Source organism: Marinomonas sp. A3A, from assembly GCF_018336955.1.
GTDB lineage: Bacteria > Pseudomonadota > Gammaproteobacteria > Pseudomonadales > Marinomonadaceae > Marinomonas > Marinomonas lutimaris.
In genome coordinates this window covers 2,583,474-2,602,520 of record NZ_CP025532.1, presented here as the reverse complement: position 1 = coordinate 2,602,520, position 19,047 = coordinate 2,583,474, and the positions used below count along the sequence as shown (strand labels likewise).

The 19,047-nt window shown below is 39.3% G+C and carries 16 protein-coding genes; 13 read left to right on the top strand and 3 right to left on the bottom strand.

Annotated features, from left to right (window positions below):
- Positions 1-117 precede the first annotated feature (117 nt).
- Positions 118-309 carry a hypothetical protein gene (locus CYL31_RS12215; protein ID WP_212915517.1) on the bottom strand — a complete coding sequence of 64 codons (192 nt, stop codon included), beginning with the start codon at positions 307-309 and terminating at the stop codon, positions 118-120.
- Between the two features lie 165 nt (positions 310-474).
- Here CYL31_RS12215 and CYL31_RS12210 point away from each other — a divergent pair, with 165 nt between their 5' ends.
- Positions 475-957 carry a DUF2947 family protein gene (locus tag CYL31_RS12210; protein ID WP_212915516.1) on the top strand — a complete coding sequence of 161 codons (483 nt, stop codon included), beginning with the start codon at positions 475-477 and terminating at the stop codon, positions 955-957.
- A 58-nt stretch (positions 958-1,015) separates the two neighbouring features.
- Here CYL31_RS12210 and CYL31_RS12205 read toward each other — a convergent pair whose 3' ends face one another.
- The gene (locus CYL31_RS12205; RefSeq protein WP_212915515.1) at positions 1,016-1,726 is read right to left on the bottom strand and encodes a tRNA-uridine aminocarboxypropyltransferase; all 711 of its coding nucleotides are present in this window, start codon (positions 1,724-1,726) and stop codon (positions 1,016-1,018) included.
- A 69-nt stretch (positions 1,727-1,795) separates the two neighbouring features.
- Positions 1,796-3,370, bottom strand: coding sequence for a serine/threonine-protein kinase (locus CYL31_RS12200; RefSeq protein ID WP_212915514.1), 1,575 nt, complete (start codon positions 3,368-3,370; stop codon positions 1,796-1,798).
- A gap of 468 nt (positions 3,371-3,838) precedes the next feature.
- Between CYL31_RS12200 and tagH the strand changes: the two genes are divergently transcribed.
- The 12 genes from tagH (at position 3,839) to CYL31_RS12140 (ending at position 19,046) form a co-directional block, all read left to right on the top strand.
- Complete coding sequence (gene tagH / locus CYL31_RS12195) at positions 3,839-5,179, top strand: type VI secretion system-associated FHA domain protein TagH (protein ID WP_212915513.1); 1,341 nt, start codon at positions 3,839-3,841, stop codon at positions 5,177-5,179.
- A complete protein-coding gene (gene tssJ / locus CYL31_RS12190; RefSeq protein WP_212915512.1) occupies positions 5,145-5,663 on the top strand; it encodes a type VI secretion system lipoprotein TssJ in 519 nt (172 codons plus the stop codon). Before tagH ends, tssJ begins: the two co-directional genes overlap by 35 nt.
- An 11-nt stretch (positions 5,664-5,674) precedes the next feature.
- Complete coding sequence (gene tssK / locus CYL31_RS12185; RefSeq protein WP_212915511.1) at positions 5,675-7,003, top strand: type VI secretion system baseplate subunit TssK; 1,329 nt, start codon at positions 5,675-5,677, stop codon at positions 7,001-7,003.
- Between the two features lie 22 nt (positions 7,004-7,025).
- Positions 7,026-8,309, top strand: coding sequence for a type VI secretion system protein TssL, long form (gene tssL / locus CYL31_RS12180; RefSeq protein ID WP_212915510.1), 1,284 nt, complete (start codon positions 7,026-7,028; stop codon positions 8,307-8,309).
- Between the two features lie 11 nt (positions 8,310-8,320).
- Entirely contained in the window at positions 8,321-11,830 is a 3,510-nt protein-coding gene (gene tssM, locus CYL31_RS12175) for a type VI secretion system membrane subunit TssM (RefSeq protein WP_212915509.1), read from the top strand.
- Positions 11,812-12,546 carry a type VI secretion system-associated protein TagF gene (tagF, locus tag CYL31_RS12170; RefSeq protein ID WP_212915508.1) on the top strand — a complete coding sequence of 245 codons (735 nt, stop codon included), beginning with the start codon at positions 11,812-11,814 and terminating at the stop codon, positions 12,544-12,546. The genes tssM and tagF overlap by 19 nt, the downstream gene beginning before the upstream one ends.
- Positions 12,533-13,339, top strand: coding sequence for a PP2C family protein-serine/threonine phosphatase (locus tag CYL31_RS12165; protein WP_212915507.1), 807 nt, complete (start codon positions 12,533-12,535; stop codon positions 13,337-13,339). The genes tagF and CYL31_RS12165 overlap by 14 nt, the downstream gene beginning before the upstream one ends.
- 225 nt (positions 13,340-13,564) lie before the next feature.
- The gene (tssA, locus tag CYL31_RS12160) at positions 13,565-14,674 is read left to right on the top strand and encodes a type VI secretion system protein TssA (protein ID WP_212915506.1); all 1,110 of its coding nucleotides are present in this window, start codon (positions 13,565-13,567) and stop codon (positions 14,672-14,674) included.
- Between the two features lie 14 nt (positions 14,675-14,688).
- A complete protein-coding gene (gene tssB, locus CYL31_RS12155; protein WP_212915505.1) occupies positions 14,689-15,192 on the top strand; it encodes a type VI secretion system contractile sheath small subunit in 504 nt (167 codons plus the stop codon).
- Positions 15,189-16,679 (top strand): type VI secretion system contractile sheath large subunit, encoded by a 1,491-nt coding sequence (gene tssC / locus CYL31_RS12150; protein ID WP_212915504.1) that lies wholly within the window; start codon positions 15,189-15,191, stop codon positions 16,677-16,679. Before tssB ends, tssC (CYL31_RS12150) begins: the two co-directional genes overlap by 4 nt.
- Before the next feature lie 45 nt (positions 16,680-16,724).
- Positions 16,725-18,251, top strand: coding sequence for a type VI secretion system contractile sheath large subunit (gene tssC / locus CYL31_RS12145; protein WP_212915503.1), 1,527 nt, complete (start codon positions 16,725-16,727; stop codon positions 18,249-18,251).
- Positions 18,252-18,254: 3 nt separating this feature from the next.
- Positions 18,255-19,046: a type VI secretion system accessory protein TagJ gene (locus CYL31_RS12140; RefSeq protein ID WP_212915502.1), complete on the top strand. Its 792-nt coding sequence runs from the start codon at positions 18,255-18,257 to the stop codon at positions 19,044-19,046.
- Position 19,047: the final 1 nt, after the last annotated feature.

Genomic DNA, 19,047 nt, shown 5'->3' with positions numbered 1-19,047 from the left:
GATAACGAATTTGGAGGGGAATTAGGAAGGGAGGGGGTTTTATTATTTTTCTCCCCTTAAAAAGATCTATTTACGATACACTAACACCCAATTATTATGGGCTTATTCTTGTGAAGCTTAGTTGCTTGCTTGACCAAGTTGCTGAGGACGAGCGCTTACTTTTTTGATTGCTTTAAAAGTGTTCTTGAAAAAAGTAACAACAGCTTTAACACGGCGAGCGCGTCTTTGACGTCGAGCGTGGTCTTCAACTGTAGTGTCTGCGTAGCCCCATTTTGCTAAAAGTGCTTCGTATTGTTGTTGAGAGTCCATAGTATTCTCCTGATCTGCTAATTAAGAAATGTTGTTTTATTACAACAATGCTAATACTAGTTAAGCTTGACCGATTGAACAAACGATCCTTTTTCACTTGTTAGGTTAGTTTTTTTCATCATTTTATATCTATTACTAGATAAGAAAACATTTAAGGAAACCTCCTTGTACCAATCGTTAGAACAGTTTTCAAAAAATTGGATTTTTAAACGTAATGATCCAAAGATTGAGTCAGAAGACTTGCAAGAGATTCGCTTGCTAAGTGAGCTTCGCGCCAGCCAAATTTGGCGAGATTACATTAGTGATGAGCAAATACATCCAGATCATTTTTCGGATCGAGATTGGTTAAAGAAAGCCAGTACACAAGCCCCAGATGGTAAGTTGCAGTGGGAAAAAGTATGGGATAGTGATCAGGAGTCGTTGCCTGATGGATTGTTGTCACACTTTTCTGCTTGGGGAGATGATACGACCGTATTTTTTTGCTGTCACAATGAGTTGGTCTTTGAACTTTCTTGGGGCATTTTTAAACGCACTTGGAAAGCGTTCTTGTTCTTGGATAATGGCCCTATTTTAGTTGGCAAGAAGAAAAAGCAAGCCGCACAGTTTCACTCTAATGGCTGGGTGAATTTGTTGTTTAGAGAGTCTTAATTGTCTAAGCGGTGATATTTCATTGTTTTGACTAGCTTTCTTTTTTTGTAATTATATTTCACAAATGCTCGTTGTTGCCACGTTTTCGACTGATCAAGCAATGTTCATTGAATGCTTGATAATAGTTAAGTAAAAGCTTGCTGTGTTGTTCGTGCCCTAATGAGTCGAGTAACATAGCAGTGACCTCGGCAGTGGCAAATTGCATTTGATGGCTTGAGTGTCTCACAAGAAATGATCGCTGCGCTTCACTATTTATCTCAAAGTGAGGGATGTCTCTCAACCATTTGCTTTGGTGAAACATTTTACTCGCCTGCTTCCATGTCCCATCCAAAATAATGAAGGTGTGTTTTTCATCACCTTTGTTGCTTGATGGGGCAATGCTTCTTACCTGTCTTTTTTGTTCTTGGGCTGTTTCTGTGTTCGGGAACAATATCGTGCAGTTTCCCTGTCTGCTTTTAATGAGATCTAGTAAGGCTTGTGATGGCGCTGTTCTGCTCCACAAATAGGCGTGCGTGTCATCTGGGAATAAATCTGCGATGAGTCTTCCGCTGTTGGTGGGTTTGTGAATTTCATCACGATGAAAGAGTAGAATGAATTCGATAGGAGAGGCTTGGCTCTCTCTTAAATGACAAAAACAGGCAAATTCTGCCATTAGGCAATGAGAGCAGCGAATGGCATTGGAGCCTCTTGCTATGAAAGGCCTCTTCGACTCCGTTTTGCATTGCTCGCGTAATATGTCGACACAATGTGTGTTTTGCGCAGTTTTCATAAGGCCAGTGCTCTGTTTTGACCGCGCCATTATCGACTTTTTGTTTGAAATGTCTAGGTTGTTATGCTCTCACTGGCTTGTGGTGAATATTTTATTCTTGATGTTCTGCAGTGTTTCTAGTTGGATCGGGGAATTTCCTGCCGACGATTTTTTAAGTACCGACTCAAAATCATTAATTTGCTTTTGAGTCGGTTCGTAAGTGTTTCGGTTGTCAATAAGCTTCAGTCTGTCGATCAAGTTTAAAATGTTATTTTGATCTTTTTCAAAATATCTTTTTTGATTTAGCATGTTATTTAACCTACCTATAATATCTAGGGTAATCGACTGGCGTTCAAGTTGCATGTTGTTATATTGTTCGTTTAATGTTTTTGAGTCTGGGTAATAGCTGAGTGCTTGTTGGTAGAGGTTGTCTATCTCTGTGTAGTTTTTAAGTTTATTTTCAATGTTTTGTACCCTTGAAATTTTATCATCGAAAATTTGGATGATTTCTGTTTGATGTATTTTTAATAAACCTTGTTTTAGAGTATTGAATTGTGGGGGGATTGAATTGAGGTTGTTGAGTGTCTTTGGGGCATTCCATGACATCCAGATATCTACTTGATTGTTCATTGCTATAGCGTTATTTTTTTCGGCTATAATTTGGGATTTTTCAGAGTTTATATTATTGTAAACATAGAAAGTAGAGGTGGTAAAAATAACTGCAATTAGCGTTAATATGCTTGTTTTTTTTAGGTCTTTAGATAGTGTGCGGCTGAGCTTTTGGGGTATGTTTTTTCTGTTTTCTGCTTTTAGGGAGAGGGCTGCCTTTAATGTAAACCAGAATAAATAAGGACTGTTTTTAGGTTTTTTTAATTTACTGTTGTCTGGTAATGTGTTGGACGCTTTTCTGTCATATGGATGTCGGCTACACAGTACTTCGTAGATTATGCAGCCTAGAGAGAAAAAATCATCGGTCACATTGGCGCTATATCCATTTAGTTGCTCAGGGCTTGCATAAGAAGGAGTGTAGCCGCTTACAGCTTCATTGTTGCTTTTTTTAATGAAAGCGTACACGTCATCATTTTGAAGTTGTTTTGCAATTCCAAAATCAAGGATTTTTAGTTCACCTGAGGCTGTAATGATGATGTTAGATGGTTTTAGGTCATTATGAATTACTCCATGGCTATGTGCATAACTCAAGGCATTAAGTAATTGTTTAATGATAGGCTGTGCATTTTTGAATTTTAGCCCTGTTGGTTTATTTCGCTTGATTAGGTGCTCTAGGGTCTCACCATTCACCCATTCCATTACAATGTAATGGGTATTTTCTTCTGTATTAGCCGTAAATATTTTTATTATATTTGGATGCGAAAGCTTTTGTGTTTGTGCTGTTTCTTCTTTGAGTAGCTTTATAGCCTCTAAGGATTGAGAAAACTCTTCTCTTAGTATTTTAATAACAATAGGGTGATCTGTAGATGAGCTTTGTTCTAGAAACGTATCCCTTGCTCTATAGATGTAACTCATCCCGCCTTGTCCGATGAGTTCTTCAACTAAATATCTATCAGATAGTTTTTTCCCTATAAGGCTCTGTTTATCAAAGTTACTAGTGTCTTTTTGCGATGAGTGGGTTGAAATTATTTGTGTTCTATCATCGTTGTTGCTCATCATCCAGTCCTTTAGTTGCAGCAAATATAGTATCTATTAGATTTATAGTGAGCCGAGTTTATGAGAAAGGGCAGGCTCTTTTTCTTAGGCGTCGCATTTTTACAAAAAAAAAGATTTTTAGCAATGCGATCAAAAAATAGGTTTGTATGTATAGTGGATGGTTGCTCTATTGTGTTTGTTTGGTGGGAGGTGGGCGATCTGGAAGTGTTTTTTGTTTTGCTGAGGCCTTTTGTAAGGGCGGGGGCGGCGGTCGTGCGGGCGTAGTGAATTGATATGTGAATTTCAAGCGAAGAGTTAAAAAAATATAGTTGTGTTGTTATGTTGCTGTATCCAGCGAAGCGCACAGGCTGCGCGCTTTTAGCTGTAAAAATACCCTGTTGGTTGTTTGTTTAGTATCACCCTTTTTGTTGAGATAAACAGTAAAGTCATTTATGATTTTTAATAAGTAGATACAAGGAAACTATTAGAATGGAAGTTTTGTTAAAAATTACTAGTTACCATCGCCTTTCTCCAGAGATAGAGGCAACAAAATTAGTTGAAAGCTCTTTAACTTTTGGTCGTTCTCAAGATTGTGGTTGGCACTTGCCGGATCCTGAAAAAGTTATCTCTAATAAGCATGGAGAAATTGTGAATGAAGGTGGTTTGTTCTATGTTCATGATTATTCGACAAATGGGTTGTTTGTAAATCATAGTGTTTCACCTATTGGAAAAGGTGGGAAGCATCAGTTGGTTGATGGTGATGTGTTTAGTGTAGGTGATTTTCAAATTGAAGTTGCACTGCAAGGCAATAAAGGTAACTCTCTTCAAATAGAGGAAGCTGATCTTCCTTTATCAGATCAAAAGCAGGCTGCGTCTGTTCAAAGTGCTTTTCCTGACTCTGCTTCAACTCCGTACCAAGCAGATAATATGCTTGAAGAATCTATGACCGCTCCGATTATGACGCCAGTCTCTGGTGATGATGGTTCTTCAAGCGCTAATCTGATCCCTGAAGATTGGGATGCGTTTGCATTTTCTGATGGCACTAGCCTAGATCCATTCTCAGGTGAGAGGCAAATTGCTCCGCAACCGCAACCGCAACCGCAACCGCAACCGCAACCGCAACCGCAACTGGCATCAACTCGTGAATCTATTTCTCCTCCGATAAGTAAAGGGGAGGGGCGGACGTATGATGTGAAAAAACAAGCGTCACCTACATTAGTTGGTGAGCAGGGCTCTGCGGGGAATCAACAAGCACTTATACAAGCCTTTCTTGAAGGGTTGGGTGTTTCCTCTGTGGTTAGGGCTGAGTTAGAGACAGAGAAGCAATGGTTCGAAATGGGAGTGGGATTGAATTCGTTGTTAATGGGGGTAATAAACTCTCTTAGGCAGCGTGCTAACATGAAGAATCAGATGAAAATTAATAGAACTATGTTTCAGGTTGAGCAAAATAATCCCCTAAAATTTTCAGCGACGATTGATGATGCAATTCAAAATCTGTATACGCGGAAAAGTACGAGTTTTCTTGGTGCTGCATCCTCCATTAAGGAGAGCTTTGATGACTTGCATAGGCATGAGAATGCAACGCTTGCTGCGGCGTCTAGTTCGCTAGAGGCTTTATTGAAGCTTCTTGGGCCTGAGAGTATTAGTAGAAAAGCGGATGAAAATAACTCGTTATTAAAGTTTATGCCTAATAATTCTGGTGCGGCAAGTTGGAAAATTTATCAGGAATTACATCAAGAGTATTCTAAAGAAGTCGATCAAAAGGGGGTTATGGCCCTTTCTGATGAGTTCTTAAATGCTTACGATAATTATATTAATAAACAAGATTAAAAAAGGATTGCCTCAAGTGAAAAAGTTCAAGTTGCCTACTGTGGTTCTAACTGCTCTGGTTTTTTTATTATCGGGCTGCTCTACTGTTAACTATATTGTGCCACCTTCAACAGACCTAAAGTTTAATGTGGCGGAGGATGTGAACCCCGACATAAATGGAAGGCCTTCACCTGTAGTGATAAAAGTTTTTGAATTGAGCTCCAAAGCTGTTTTTGACACACAGGATTTCTTTAGTCTTTATGGGGATGCTGAGAAGGTGTTAGGTCCTGATTTGCTTAAAAAAGATGAGGTTGAGCTTCAGCCTGGTCAGGAATTTAAGTATGAAATGACGTTGGATAAAAATACTCGTTTCATAGGTGTTGTTGTTGCTTATAGAGATATTGATAAAGCAAAATGGAGGGGGGTAGTTGAAGCTGATCCAACTGGCTATGACAGTGTGCGAGTGAATGTAGAGTCTATTGCAACTTACCTCAAAGAGGAATAAAAGGAATTTTTATGAATAATTTTTCTCCTGTTGCCTGGACTGAAGGCATGTTTCTGAGACCTCAGCATTTTCAACAGTCAGACAAGCACTTGGCTAATGTGATAAAGGATCTGCTCGATGCAAATGTCAATAATGCTTGGGGAGTGGTAGATTTAAGTATTGATGTTAGTCTTCTTAATACTGGGCAGTTTTGCTTAGATGGCCTAAAGGCTGTGATGCCTGATCTTACCCCTATTAGTTTTCTGGATAACACCTTAACACCTGATGCGCTCATTGTTGGTAAGGATGTAGTTGATCAGCTTGTCTACTTGGCAATTCCTGCATATAGAAGCAACAGTGTAAATGTGTCTTCAATAGATGATTCTCAGGTTACTCGTTTTAAGTTAGAAGATTTGACTGTTTCGGATGATTGCTTGGGTCGAGAGTCTGAAGAGATTATACAAATTGCTAAATTCAATAGTAGGTTGATGCTTAGCTCTGAAGATGTGTCTGGATATGTTGTCATGCCTATTGCTCGTATAGTAGAGGTGAGTAGTGAGGGGGCAATTCGTTTAGATGGCAAATATATTCCACCGCATTTAAATATTGGAGCTTGTAAGCCTGTATTTGGTATTGTTAGGGAGATCTCAGCTTTAATTAGGCAAAGAGCTGAGAATATTGCTGGGCGACTGTCTCAAGGTTACGCTGGTAGTACGTCTGTTTCTGATTTTATTATGCTGCAAACATTAAATAAGTATGATGCTATATTTAAAAGTTTGTTGTCTGTTGAAAATATTCACCCTTATAGTTTTTATTCCAGATTGATTGAATTGTCAGGTGAGTTGGCGACATTCAGCTCCTCTGATAAATTGGTCCCTGTATTGCCTAAATATGACCATCTTAATTTGATGTTTGTCTTCTCGGAAGTTAATAACTTTTTGTATCAGTCTTTAAGTCAGGTTATTGAGCAGACTGCGACAGAGATTAAGCTTGAGAAAAGTAAGTTCGGTATTTCTTTTGGGGCATTAAAAGATAAAGATTTACTGCGAAGCGGACAGTTTATTTTGGCTGTTAAAGCGAGTGTTCCTCATGAAGAATTGCGTCGTTCGCTTCCATCGCAAATAAAAATAGGTAGTGTTGAGACTATAAGGAATCTAGTTAATAACCAATTGCCTGGTATATCTATTAGTACTCTGCCTACAGCGCCTCGACAAGTCCCGTATCATGCAGGTTACCATTATTTTGAACTAAATAAACATGGTGAGCAGTGGGATGGCTTGTTTAAAAGTGGAGGGGTGGCTTTACATCTCTCAGGCAATTACCCTGATCTACATATTACCCTTTGGGCAGTTAGAGCATAATTATTAATGGGAGTGTGTTTCAGTGGATGAGACTAAAATGAAGCCTAGGCCTGGTCGTCTTGGTCGAGATTCTGGAAATAGTAGCCCTGTCGATGATGCTGCTGCAGATAAAACGCAAATATCGTCAAATGCAATTCCTTTGCAAAAGCAGAGTGGGCCCAAAATTTCTATTTTTAAAAATAGTCTTTTGGAATCGGCTTCGGATTGTTTTTCGCTTGCTATATTTGTAAATCAATCTGAGAATTTATCTGATCTATCAGGTTTTAAGCATCGCTGTACAGATGCCATTAAATCTTTTGAATTTGAGGCTCGTGATGCTGATGTTCCTGATAAAACGATTTTCAATGCGCGCTATTGTCTTTGTGCCTTGCTAGATGAGAGTGTTCTTAACTCGCGTTGGAGTTCAATGGAGTGGGCGAATGAGAGTTTGCTGTCAATTTTTCATAAAGAGACGTTTGGGGGGGAGTATTTTTATACGTTAATTGATGACTCGCTTCGTTATCCTGAACATAATCGTGACTTTTTAGAGCTTCAGTATCATTGCTTGAATTTAGGATTTAAAGGGAAATTTAGGGTTAATAATGCTCAAGATGGTGGTGCGGAGGACTACCGTAATAGAGCTTATAATATTCTCAATCAGCTGGATGGCCCTGTAAAAAATATTTTAACACCTGAGTGGGAGCGAAGGGTTGCCGATGGTGGGGAGCTGAGGCAGCAGGCGCCACTTTGGATTATATTTTCTATTTTGGGTGTAATTGGCTTGGCTCTATATTTCTTTTTAAATGTGCAGCTTAATGATCAACTATCTAAGACAGAGGCTTCTTTGGCGTCAATTTATCCTATTGATCTGCAGAAAACTGTAGATAAAAAAGATAAGCAGCTTTTGATTTTAGAGCAGTTATTACAAACAGAAATTCAAAAAGATATTGTCGCTGTTCAAAAGCAGGCTGATCGGATACGCATCACTATCAATAATGAAAATTTATTTAAATCTGGGGCGGCAACGCTGCTTCCATCAGTAACCCCGGTTTTGCAGAAGTTGGCCTTGAGTCTTGAGGGGACTGAGGGGCGTATTCTTATAACTGGTCATACGGATGATACTCCAATCCAAACAGAAGAATTTCCATCTAATTGGCTGCTTTCTCTTTCGAGGGCTACTCAAGTAGCGAATACAATGGCTAAAAATACAAATCTGAGTGGTCGTCTTTGGCCTGAAGGAAAGGGAGCCGCAGATCCTATTGTTCCTAATAGTGATAGTAAATCCAGGGCAATGAACCGTAGAGTGGAAATTGACTTACTTTTCTAAATGGAGTTGAAATGAGTTTTATAAAAAAGTGTAAAAAACTCTCTTACATATTAACCTCAAGAATCGCGATGCTTATTGTTGGTTTTTTGTGTTTGTGTCTTTTGATTTGGTTTGCAGGTCCACTCCTTGCTATTGCTGGATTTGTCCCGCTTAAAAGTGCTTCGGTGCGTGTAATATTTATATTGTGTATTGTTCTTGGTTTTGCGGTAACAAAGATTTATCAATTGGTTAAGCAGAACAAGAGTAATGCAAACATGGCTGAAGAATTGATTGATGATAGTGTTGATAGCGATGAGGTAAATGAAGAGATCAGTACACTAAAAAATCGAATGTCTGATGCTATCTCGTTATTAAAAGATGTGAAGTTATTTAAAGGGAGAAATATATATCAGTTGCCTTGGTATATTATGATTGGACCACCTGGGGCTGGCAAAACCACTATTATTAACAATTCTGGTTTAGATTATCCTTTGAAAGATAAGCTAGGTGTGGATCTGATTAAAGGGGTTGGTGGTACTCGTAATTGTGATTGGTGGTTTACTAATAAGGCGGTGTTGATAGATACGGCTGGTCGTTATACTACCCAAGATAGTCACGCTAAACACGATTCGAAGGCTTGGCAAGGTTTTCTTGGTCTTTTACGCAAATACAGACCTTTGAGGCCAATTAATGGCGTCATTATTAGTATGGGTGTTTTTGAGTTGATGGAGCAGACTAAGACAGAGCGTAATTTGCATGCCCGAGCAATAAAACAGCGCTTGCAAGAGTTACAAAATCAGCTTGGAATGACTTTTCCTGTGTATGTGATTTTATCTAAAGTGGATCTCATAGAGGGTTTTAGAGATTTTTTTAATGAATTGACAGAAGATGAAAGTGATCAGATTTGGGGTGTTACTTTTCCTATAGATTCTAAGGGCGGTACTCAGATTGATCAGTTTAATAAGGAATTTCATAGTTTAATTTCAAACTTGACTGAGATGTTGAATCGTCGCCTTATTAATGAGAGAGATGAATCTGTAAGGGCTAAAGTATTTGAATTTCCTCATCAACTTAGATTTCTTCAGGAAGTGTCTCATTCGTTCTTAAAGGAGATATTCACGCCAAATGCTTACGAGCAACCGCCGCTTTTTCGTGGAGTCTATTTAACAAGTGCCACTCAAGAGGGAAGTCCTTCAAGTTTTTTGGGGGTGAGTAAAGCAAGCGATGGAGGTTATATTAATCGGTCTAGAAGCTTTTTTATAAAAAAGGTTTTAGAGAGTGTTGTCTTTCCTGAGCAAAATTTAGCAAGTACAAATAAGCATCATGATAAGCAGAATAAGTGGCTGAGAATGGCGGCTGTGTCTGCCGGTTTTGCTGGATTATTAGGGTATGGCTTTTTTGCTTATGGAAATTATTTATCAAATACTAAAATCATTGCAGAAACGGATCTCTTATTGGAGCAATATTTGGAGGTTGATTCAGGTGTTTTTGATACTGATAACCTGGTTGTATTGAATGATCGGCTTAATGAGTTGCGTAATCTTCCAGCTATAAATTCCGATTTAAATAGTAGTGGAGGGTTGGCAGGCGTGGGGCTTGATAAGTTGAGCGAGCTTGAAGAGGCATCAAGAAGTGCTTATGAGCGATCACTTAAAAAGTATCTTGAACCTTATGTGGCTAAAGTTCTTTTAGCTGAAATGAAGGGTAATGCTGAGCATTTAAGCTACCTGTACGAAACCTTGCGAAGCTATTTAATGCTGTATATGCCGGAGCATTTTGATGCTAGTGATGTTGAGGCGTGGTTTGATGCTTACTTTGATCGTAAGCTTCCTGGGGGGAATAATCTAGAGGTTAGGGCGGATTTGCGTGCTCATTTAGCTGCTCTTTTATCGATTAAGTTAGATCAAACTCAGATAGATAACGATGCTGTCCGTGATGCTCGAATTGCTTTAACGAAGCTTCCTGTGGCCGATAGGGCATATCAGCGCTTAAAAGCGGACTACATGAATAGTAGTATTCCTCCTTTTAGGCTGACTGATATTGTAAGTTCTAAAACTGCTAGCGTGTTTGAGTCAGGTGATTCTTCGGGCTCTTCAAATGCAATTCCTGGGTTATATACCTATAATGGCTTTTATGGAATTTTCAGTGTTGAAAAAAGTAAAATGCTTGGTGTTTTGATTTCTAGTAATTGGGTATATGGAAATGATGCGGCAGTGGCGTACGATGTCTCTAAGCAGCAAGTGGAAAAGGAGCTAGAGAGACGTTATTTTCAGGATTATATCTACTATTGGAAGACGTTCTTAGCTAATTTGAAAGTGAGAGAATTTAGTTCTGTTGCTGATGGTGCTGCAATTACTGATGTCTTATCTGGGCCAGAAGCTCCTATGAAGAATATTATATCGGTGGTTCAAAAAAATGTGGCCTTAACAAATGCGCCTGAAAGTCATGTGAGTGGTGCTCTTGGAAAAGTTGCAGGTGTGGCTAATGCAGCCGATGCAGCAATTGCTCAGAAAGCTGAAAGGATCAATAAGTTTTTACCCGATACTAGCCCTCATCAAGCAAATACCAAACTGCCAGGTTATGAAGTTGAAGAGGCATTTAGTGGTATTTTGGGGCTTGATCTAGAGAAGTTGGATGAGGTTCAGTCTAATCTTAAAGAGTTGAATGTATATCTGAATAAAATGAGTCAAAAGGATTCAATGAAGGCTTCCGTTATGGGCTTGTTGAGTGGGAAAGGGCAGCCTGAATTTATTGGTCAGTTATCTTCTAATGGTCTGGTTTTTCCTCTTTCTGGTTGGTTAAAGGCTGTTGCCGATGATGCGTCAGATATTACTACGTCTAATGTAGATCAGGTTATTAATGAGTTATGGCGTAATGAAGTTCTTCCGGAGTGTAGGGCGGCAATAGCAGGACGTTATCCAGTTTACAAGAATGGTAAAGATGAAATTAGTTTAAAAGACTTTACTCACTTCTTTGGCCCCGGCGGTACTATTGATAACTTCTTCCAGGCCTATGTGGCCCCAAATGTAAATATGGGGAGTGCTAGGTGGTCGTTCAAAAAAGATATTGGGGTGAGTCTTTCTTCTTTGACTATGCTTCATGATGCTTATCGTATTCAAGAAGTATTTTTTGAAAATGGTAGTACGGCATTAAATGTTGAATTTGGTATGAAGCCAGAGATGCTTGATCGTGGAGCTTCTAGTATTAAGTTGGACGTTAATGGGCAATCGCTTATTTATCGTCATGGGCCTCAGCGAGTGATTAGTATGTCTTGGCCAGGAGCGGATTCGTTGGCTGGAACGAATATTGAGTTTGCTTTGACAGGAGGTGGTCGCTCAATTAATAAGAGTTATGAGGGTGAGTGGTCGTTCTTTAGGATGCTTGATGATTTGCAGCGAGACCGCCCTAAGACTAAACAGGATTTAGGTATGCATTTTTCTGTTGAGGGGAATGTGGCAGTTATACGTTTGCTACCGAGTTCTGTAAGGCATCCTTTTTGGAATAGTACATTAGAGAGTTTTTCATGTCCGAGCGTGTTGTGAGTTTTGGTTATCTTGGTAAGTTGCCTAGTATGGGAGACTTTCTTCAGGATAACGTTGATGCGGACTTTCAGGAAATATGGGATCGTTGGTTGCAGGCTGTCCTTTCTGTAAGTAAAGAGCGGATGGGGGATTCTTGGAAGGATAAATTTTTAACGGGCCCTGTTTGGCATTTTGCCATATCTTCTGGAGTAGCTGGGGGGGATTCTAAAATGGGAACTGTGTTGCCAAGCATGGATGCAGTAGGAAGGCCGTATCCTTTTACTCTTGTGGCAAATACAGATATTTTGCCTGTTGAGGTTTTGGAATCTGATGTTTTATCTTTAGAGTATGAGGATGCCGTCCTTGCTGTGTTGGAAGATTCAGTTGATTTGTTTAGCTGGAGAAAGGTGGTTGAAGAGGTGGTAAAGCCTTTAGATGGTGTGTCAAAACACTATAAGTACTTTTCTTCACCGGATGACAACAAAACGGCGCAAGTATTTGAGTTTGCAGGAACTGAACTTGGACAAGGAGTAGTTCAAAATGTCTTGCATGCTCTTTTATATAAGAAATATGGTGGTTATAGTGTTTGGTGGACTCACGGCTCATGTCTTTTGAAGCCGTCGGTTATCGTAACTTCGGGTTTGCCATCAGTTAATCAAGCTGCAGCTATGTTTGATGGTAGGTGGCAGCATTGGCAATGGAATCATATACAGGTTAAGGATAATGATAAAAGCTAATACTAGTTATGCTATTTCGCATAGAGGGGCTGTTAGGCAGCTTAATGAAGACTCATTTACTGAGATAGCTAGTCATAACTTGTGGATTGTTGCTGATGGAATGGGGGGGCATGAGGCGGGAGATTACGCTAGTCAGCTTGTTGTTGATGTCATAAGGTCAAGTGTTCTGACGTATGATTATGAAAATTTGACAGTTGATCATATTGTTACTGCTGTTAAGGCTGCTAATTATGATTTGAAGCAATATAGTAACTACCATTTGGATGGTAGAACGGCAGGTAGTACAGTCGTTGCTTTGTTTATTAAAGATGGAGAGTATTTTGTTGTTTGGGCTGGAGATAGTCGCGCTTATTTGTTTCGTGATGGGGACTTTTCTCAGGTTTCAAATGACCATAGTCAAGTAAGTGAGTTGATTGCAGAGGGGGTTATTAGTAAGGCTGAAGCCAGCTCGCACCCTTTGTCTAATGTTATTACGCGTGCCGTAGGTGTGGCAGATGAGATTAATGTTGATGTAATAAAAGGCAAGCTTAATAGTGAAGATTTGTTTTTATTATGCTCGGATGGCTTAACGGGAGAGTTGGATGACGATGAAATTTGTACGATGCTAGATACTGATAATGTTATTGATACTGGGCTTGCATTGTTGCATTCATCATTGGTACGAGGTGCTAGGGATAATGTCACTTGTATTCTTGTAGTTTATAATGGAGTTGATCGACCTGTTATCGATAGTTATTTCGATTCATCTAATGAAAAAACGGTGCCCTTATTTAGTCGTGTACTAAGTCGTTAGTTTGGTTCTTTTTTCTTAAGGGTGGCGTTTTGTTATTTCACGATAATTCTATTGATTTTTGATGTAATTTGTTATGTTTTTTAGACTGTAAAAAAACGTATATTAAGCAGTTATGCTGCTTTAATATTTTGTGATATTGCTTTGATCTTACTTGCCTTGTAAAGAGCGTCAGGGGCTAGTAAAATAGGCATCAATAATTTAATGCTACTAGAGCAGGACGATGGAATGTTTACACTAGAAGAATTCGTTTCTCCTATCACAGAAGAGCAGTTTGCAGGTATTGATCCTCGCTCTGATATTTCTCCTAATTCCACTTATTACACATTAAAAGATTTAAGGAATCAGCTAAGAGCTGCCGAACGGAATGCTCTAGTTGATGATGAAGGTCTTTCTCTGTTGACTCGTGAATGGTTGCCTCTTTTTGAACAGTGTAAAAATGCCATAAAAAATGAAAGTAAAGATATTGAGTATGTTGCTTGGCTCATTGAGGCCCTGTGTCGGCTAGAAGGCTTTAAAGGGCTTGCTTTGGGTTTTGATATTGCCCATACGCTCATTGAAAATCATTTTTTAGAGATTTTTCCTGCACTGGAGGATGGTGAAGAGCTGTCGGATAAGGTGTCTGCTTTGGTAGGTCTTAATGGTATAGCCCAAGAGGGTGCTCTGATTATGCCAATAAAAAGCATTCCTTTAACCGATGGTGTTAGTCATGGCCCCTTTACTTTTTGGGAGTATCAACAGGCTTACGATATATCAAGAATGCCTGAAGATAAGCGTGAAAAAAAGATAGCTCAAGGTGCTGTGAATTATGAAGATGTTGAGAAAAGCGCTAACGAGAGCAGTGTTGAGTTTTTTGTCAATTTAAAAGCTGATATAGAAAGAGCAATTTATAGCTTTTCCATTCTTAGTGATGTTATGGATAAAGTGACAGGTAGTCCACAGCCAACCTCTAATATAAAACGAGCATTGGACTTGAGTGCGGCTGCAATTGAGCATATTGGGAAAAATAAGTTGGAGCAGGCAGCGGAAAATGTTGCGTCATCGGAACCTGAGCTGCTACCTGAAGAAGAGCAAGTAGATAAATTAGTAACATCAGGACAGCGTTCTGATAATGGGAAAATTGATTCACGGGATAGTGCAATAAAAAAACTATCCGAAATAGCTGTTTATTTTAGAGAAACGGAGCCGCATTCACCGATGTCGTATACGATCGAGCAGGTGATACGCTGGAGTAAGTTGTCTCTTCCTGAGTTGTTAGATGAATTAATTACAGACAAGGATGCTAGATCAGGATATTTTAAACTGTCTGGTATCAAAGTTAGCGAAACTGAAACATAGTAAAAGGAGTTCCAATGAGTGTTCATGACAAGATAAAGAGGGTTCGAAAGCCTCGTGTTCATATTACTTATGATGTAGAAACTGAGGGAGCTTTAGTAAAAAAAGAGCTTCCTTTTGTTGTTGGCGTAATGGGTGATTTTTCTGGTGATAATGTTGATGCCTTGAAACCATTGAAAGATAGACGATTTATTCAGATTGATCGCGATAGCTTCGATGATGTTTTGAAGCGTATGAGCCCAAGTCTTTCAATGAAAGTTGACAATGTGTTGACTGATGACGATAGTCAGTTTGCCGTTGAATTAAACTTTAGCACGATAAGTGATTTTGAGCCTGCGGCAGTTGTTAATCAGGTTGAACCACTACGCAAACTTATGGAAACTCGTAACAAGCTACGAGATCTTATGACTAAGATAGATCGCTCGGAAGAGTTGGAAAATGTCTTGGAAGAGGTCTTGAGTAATACCGCAAGCCTTGAATCAATGGCAAAGGACTTAAGTATTGAGGGGACGGAAAAATGAGCACGGAAGAAGCTTTAAATAGTAATGAAACGGTAGCGGAGCAAAGTGTCTCTCTTCTAGAGCAAGCTATTGGTGCAACTAAACAAACAGAGTCTGGTAGAGCTGAAGAGCTTTTGAAAACGCTGGCAGAGGAAGCCTTAAAAGGTACTGTTCAGTGGAATAAAAACATGACGGTTACTTTTAATGAAGCTATTGATTTGATCGATAGTAAAATATCAAAGCAGCTTAGCGTCATTATGCATACGGATGAGTTCCAGAAGTTAGAAGGTTCTTGGAGAGGGCTTCATCATTTAGTTATGAACTCTGAGACCAGTTCAACGCTTAAGATTCGTGTGTTGAATATGAAGAAAAAAGAGTTGCACAAAGACTTAAGTAAGGCTGTTGAATTTGATCAAAGTCAAACCTTTAAGAAAATTTATGAGTCTGAATTTGGTACTCCAGGCGGCGAGCCATATGGAACAATTGTGGGTGATTATGAATTCACAAATCACCCTGAAGATGTTGAAACACTTGGTTTAATGTCTAATGTTGCAGCTGCTGGTTTTTGTCCGTTTGTTTCAGCTTCCTCTCCTTCTTTATTTGGTTTTGATAACTGGGAAGAGCTTGCTAAGCCTCGTGACCTTGAAAAAGTATTTGAATCTTTAGAGTATACAAAGTGGCGTTCATTCAGAGAAAGTGATGATTCCCGCTTTGTGACGCTGACTATGCCTAGATTCTTGTCTCGTCTACCGTATGGAGCAGCTTCAAAGCCAGTTGAAGAGTTTAACTTTGAAGAATTTGAAATTGAGCCTCAAGCAGGTCGTTCGGTAAATACTGCGAACCATGATTACTGCTGGAGTAATGCTGCTTATGCTATGGCGACAAATATGGCTAAGGCATTCTCGCAGTATGGTTTTTGTACTGCTATACGAGGCGCCGAAGGTGGCGGTAAAGTGGAAGGTTTACCTACTCATATATTTACCAGTGATGATGGTGATCCTGACTTGAAATGTCCAACTGAAATTGGCATAACGGATCGTCGAGAAGCTGAGCTTAGTAAATTAGGTTTTTTGCCTTTATGTCATTATAAAAATACAGATTATGCTGTCTTCTTTGGTGGTCAGAGCTGTCAAAAACCAAAAGTGTACGACACTCCTGATGCGACCGCGAATGCGGCTATTTCAGCAAGACTTCCATATTTAATGGCTACATCTCGCTTTGCGCATTATCTAAAAGTGATGGCGCGAGATAAAATTGGTAGCTTTATGGAAGCTGAAGATGTTGAGGCTTGGTTAAATCGCTGGATCTTGTCTTATGTCAATGCTACAGAAGGCGGTGGACAAGATATTCGTGCTCGTTATCCATTAGCTGATGCTAAAGTTCGCGTTAAGGAAATCCCGGGTCAGCCTGGGGCGTATAATGCTGTTGCGTGGCTTAAGCCTTGGTTGCAAATGGAAGAACTGACATCCTCCTTGCGCTTAGTTGCTAAAATACCTGAAGTGGGTTAGTTGGCGGCACTGATATAAGCGCTAATATTAAGGATGATGCTGTAAATGAGTGTTGAAGAGTTTTCGTTTATAAGTCAAAGCTCAGCTTTTGAAAGAAAAGCTGAGTATAAAATAAGTGAGAGCGACTCCTTATTGGATCGTTTTTTGAATGAGAAAGACCTGTATAAAGCTCTTTTTCTTTGGCTTGAAAGCTCTTCAGACGCTCCCATAAATTGGACGAACGATTCTATTACTTTGTATATCCAGCAGGTAATAACGGATATAGATGCCAAGTTGTGTGAACAAATTAATAAAATAATCCATGAGGATAAATTCAAAAAGCTTGAATCTAGTTGGCGTAGTCTTTTTTGGCTTTTATCTCAAAGCGAGCAAATGGATAATGAAAAAAAAGTTAAAATTAAGCTTTTGAATTGTAGTTGGATGACATTGTCTAGAGATGTGAATAAGGCTATTGATTTTGATCAGAGTGCTTTTTTTAGTTTAGTGTACCAAAACGAATTTGATCACCCAGGAGGCGAGCCTTTTGGTGTTGTTATTGGGGATTATGAGATTTCTAACTCTCATTCAAATGGTTCTTTATATAATGATATTGCCACACTAAAAGAAATTTCGAAGGTCGCAGCCGCAGCATTTTCTCCTTTTGTTTGTTCTAGTGATTCGAGCTTATTTGGGGTTGATGCTTTTTCCGAATTAGGTCATGCATACGATTTATTTTCCCAGTTCGAGCAGCCAGAGTATACCAACTGGAGAAGCTTCAGAAATATGGAGGAATCTCGCTTTGTTGGTTTAACCCTACCTAGAGTTCTTGTTAGAGCGCCATACTTAAATAATGGTAAGCGTTCCGAAAGCTTTTATTTTACAGAGCGTATCCATAACTCAGATAAAGATATGTTATGGGGGAATGCTGCTTTTCCTTTTGTTTCAACTCTTATTAGGGCGTATTGCTCTAGTGGTTGGTTTGGTCATATAAGGGGATTGGATCCCGGTGAAATGTCGAAGGGAATGGTGACGGGGATTGCTAAAGACTTTTTTAAAAATGATTCTTACCAAAAAGAAGGGAAGCCACCAGTAGACTTGATTGTTACTGCTAAGCTTGAGAAGGAGTTGTCTGAGCTGGGTTTTATACCTATATCTTCTGTTACAAATACTGAGCACCTTGTTTTTTATAGTAACGCTTCTACTCAATTGGCGAAAAACTATGGTGCAAACATGGCTAATGTTAACGCTCGATTGTCGTCGATGCTTCAGTATATTCTTTGCGTGTCTAGGTTTGCTCATTATCTGAAGGTCCTTGCTCGTGACCGTATTGGTTCATATGCCACTGCGCAGGCGTGTGAGCGAGATTTACAAGCTTGGATAAATAACTATACGACAGCATCAGATTCAGCATCTGAGCATGTCAGAAGTAAATACCCTCTTAGTAATGCTAAGGTAAAGGTGAGTGAGAGTAAGTCAAGTCCAGGTCACTTCTTTTCTCTTCTTCAGCTTCAGCCTCATTTTCAATTAGATCAAATGGTGTCGAGTATTCAGCTTGTTACAGAGTTAAGTCCACATCATCATATTAAGGAATAATGTATGAAAAAAATATATGAATTCATTAAAGGCGGTAAATTGTCTGAGGCGATGGAATACTGTACATCTTTGCTAAAAGATGAGCCTCTTAACTTTGATATTAGAAGTGCTTATGCTGAGCTACTGTGTATTGATGGTGACCTTGACCGTGCGGATAAGCAACTTGATTTTATGGTGAAGAAGAATCCAGAATTTGCAGTTGGAGCTATTAATTTAAGGCATCTCATTCGTGCAGAGCAGTCTCGACAGGACTTTTATAGTGGGAAAAGTGCGCCGAAGCTTTTTCATGAGGCCGATGAGTTAGATACTCTGTTTCTCGAGATGCACCTTGCAAAGTTGGAAGGTGACTCGGATTTACTTATTGATATGAGTTCTAAACTTGAAGTTTTACGTGCGGCATCATTTAGTGACGATAACCCTCAGAGTATGGTTCGTGATTTGGATGATATTCTTAATCCTTATCTAGAGGTTTTGGGGACTAATGGAGAGTTTTACTTGGCTCGTTTTAGTGAAATTGAATCACTTAAGGTGGAGCCTGTTGATTCTCTTCTTGAGAATATCTGGCTTAGGGTTGAGATGGGTATAAAAGATGGCCCATCAGGAACGGCCCATTTACCTTTGGTTTATGCTCAATCTGGAAATGATGTTGAGAAATTAGGGCAGATTACAGAGTGGGATGAGTTATCTGAAAACGTGGTTGTAGGGAGGGGGATGAAGATGCTCTTTATTAATGAAGAAGCAAGTCTAATATCTGATTTAAGTATTTCTAAAAACAAAGAATTGTCTGTTGATTAAT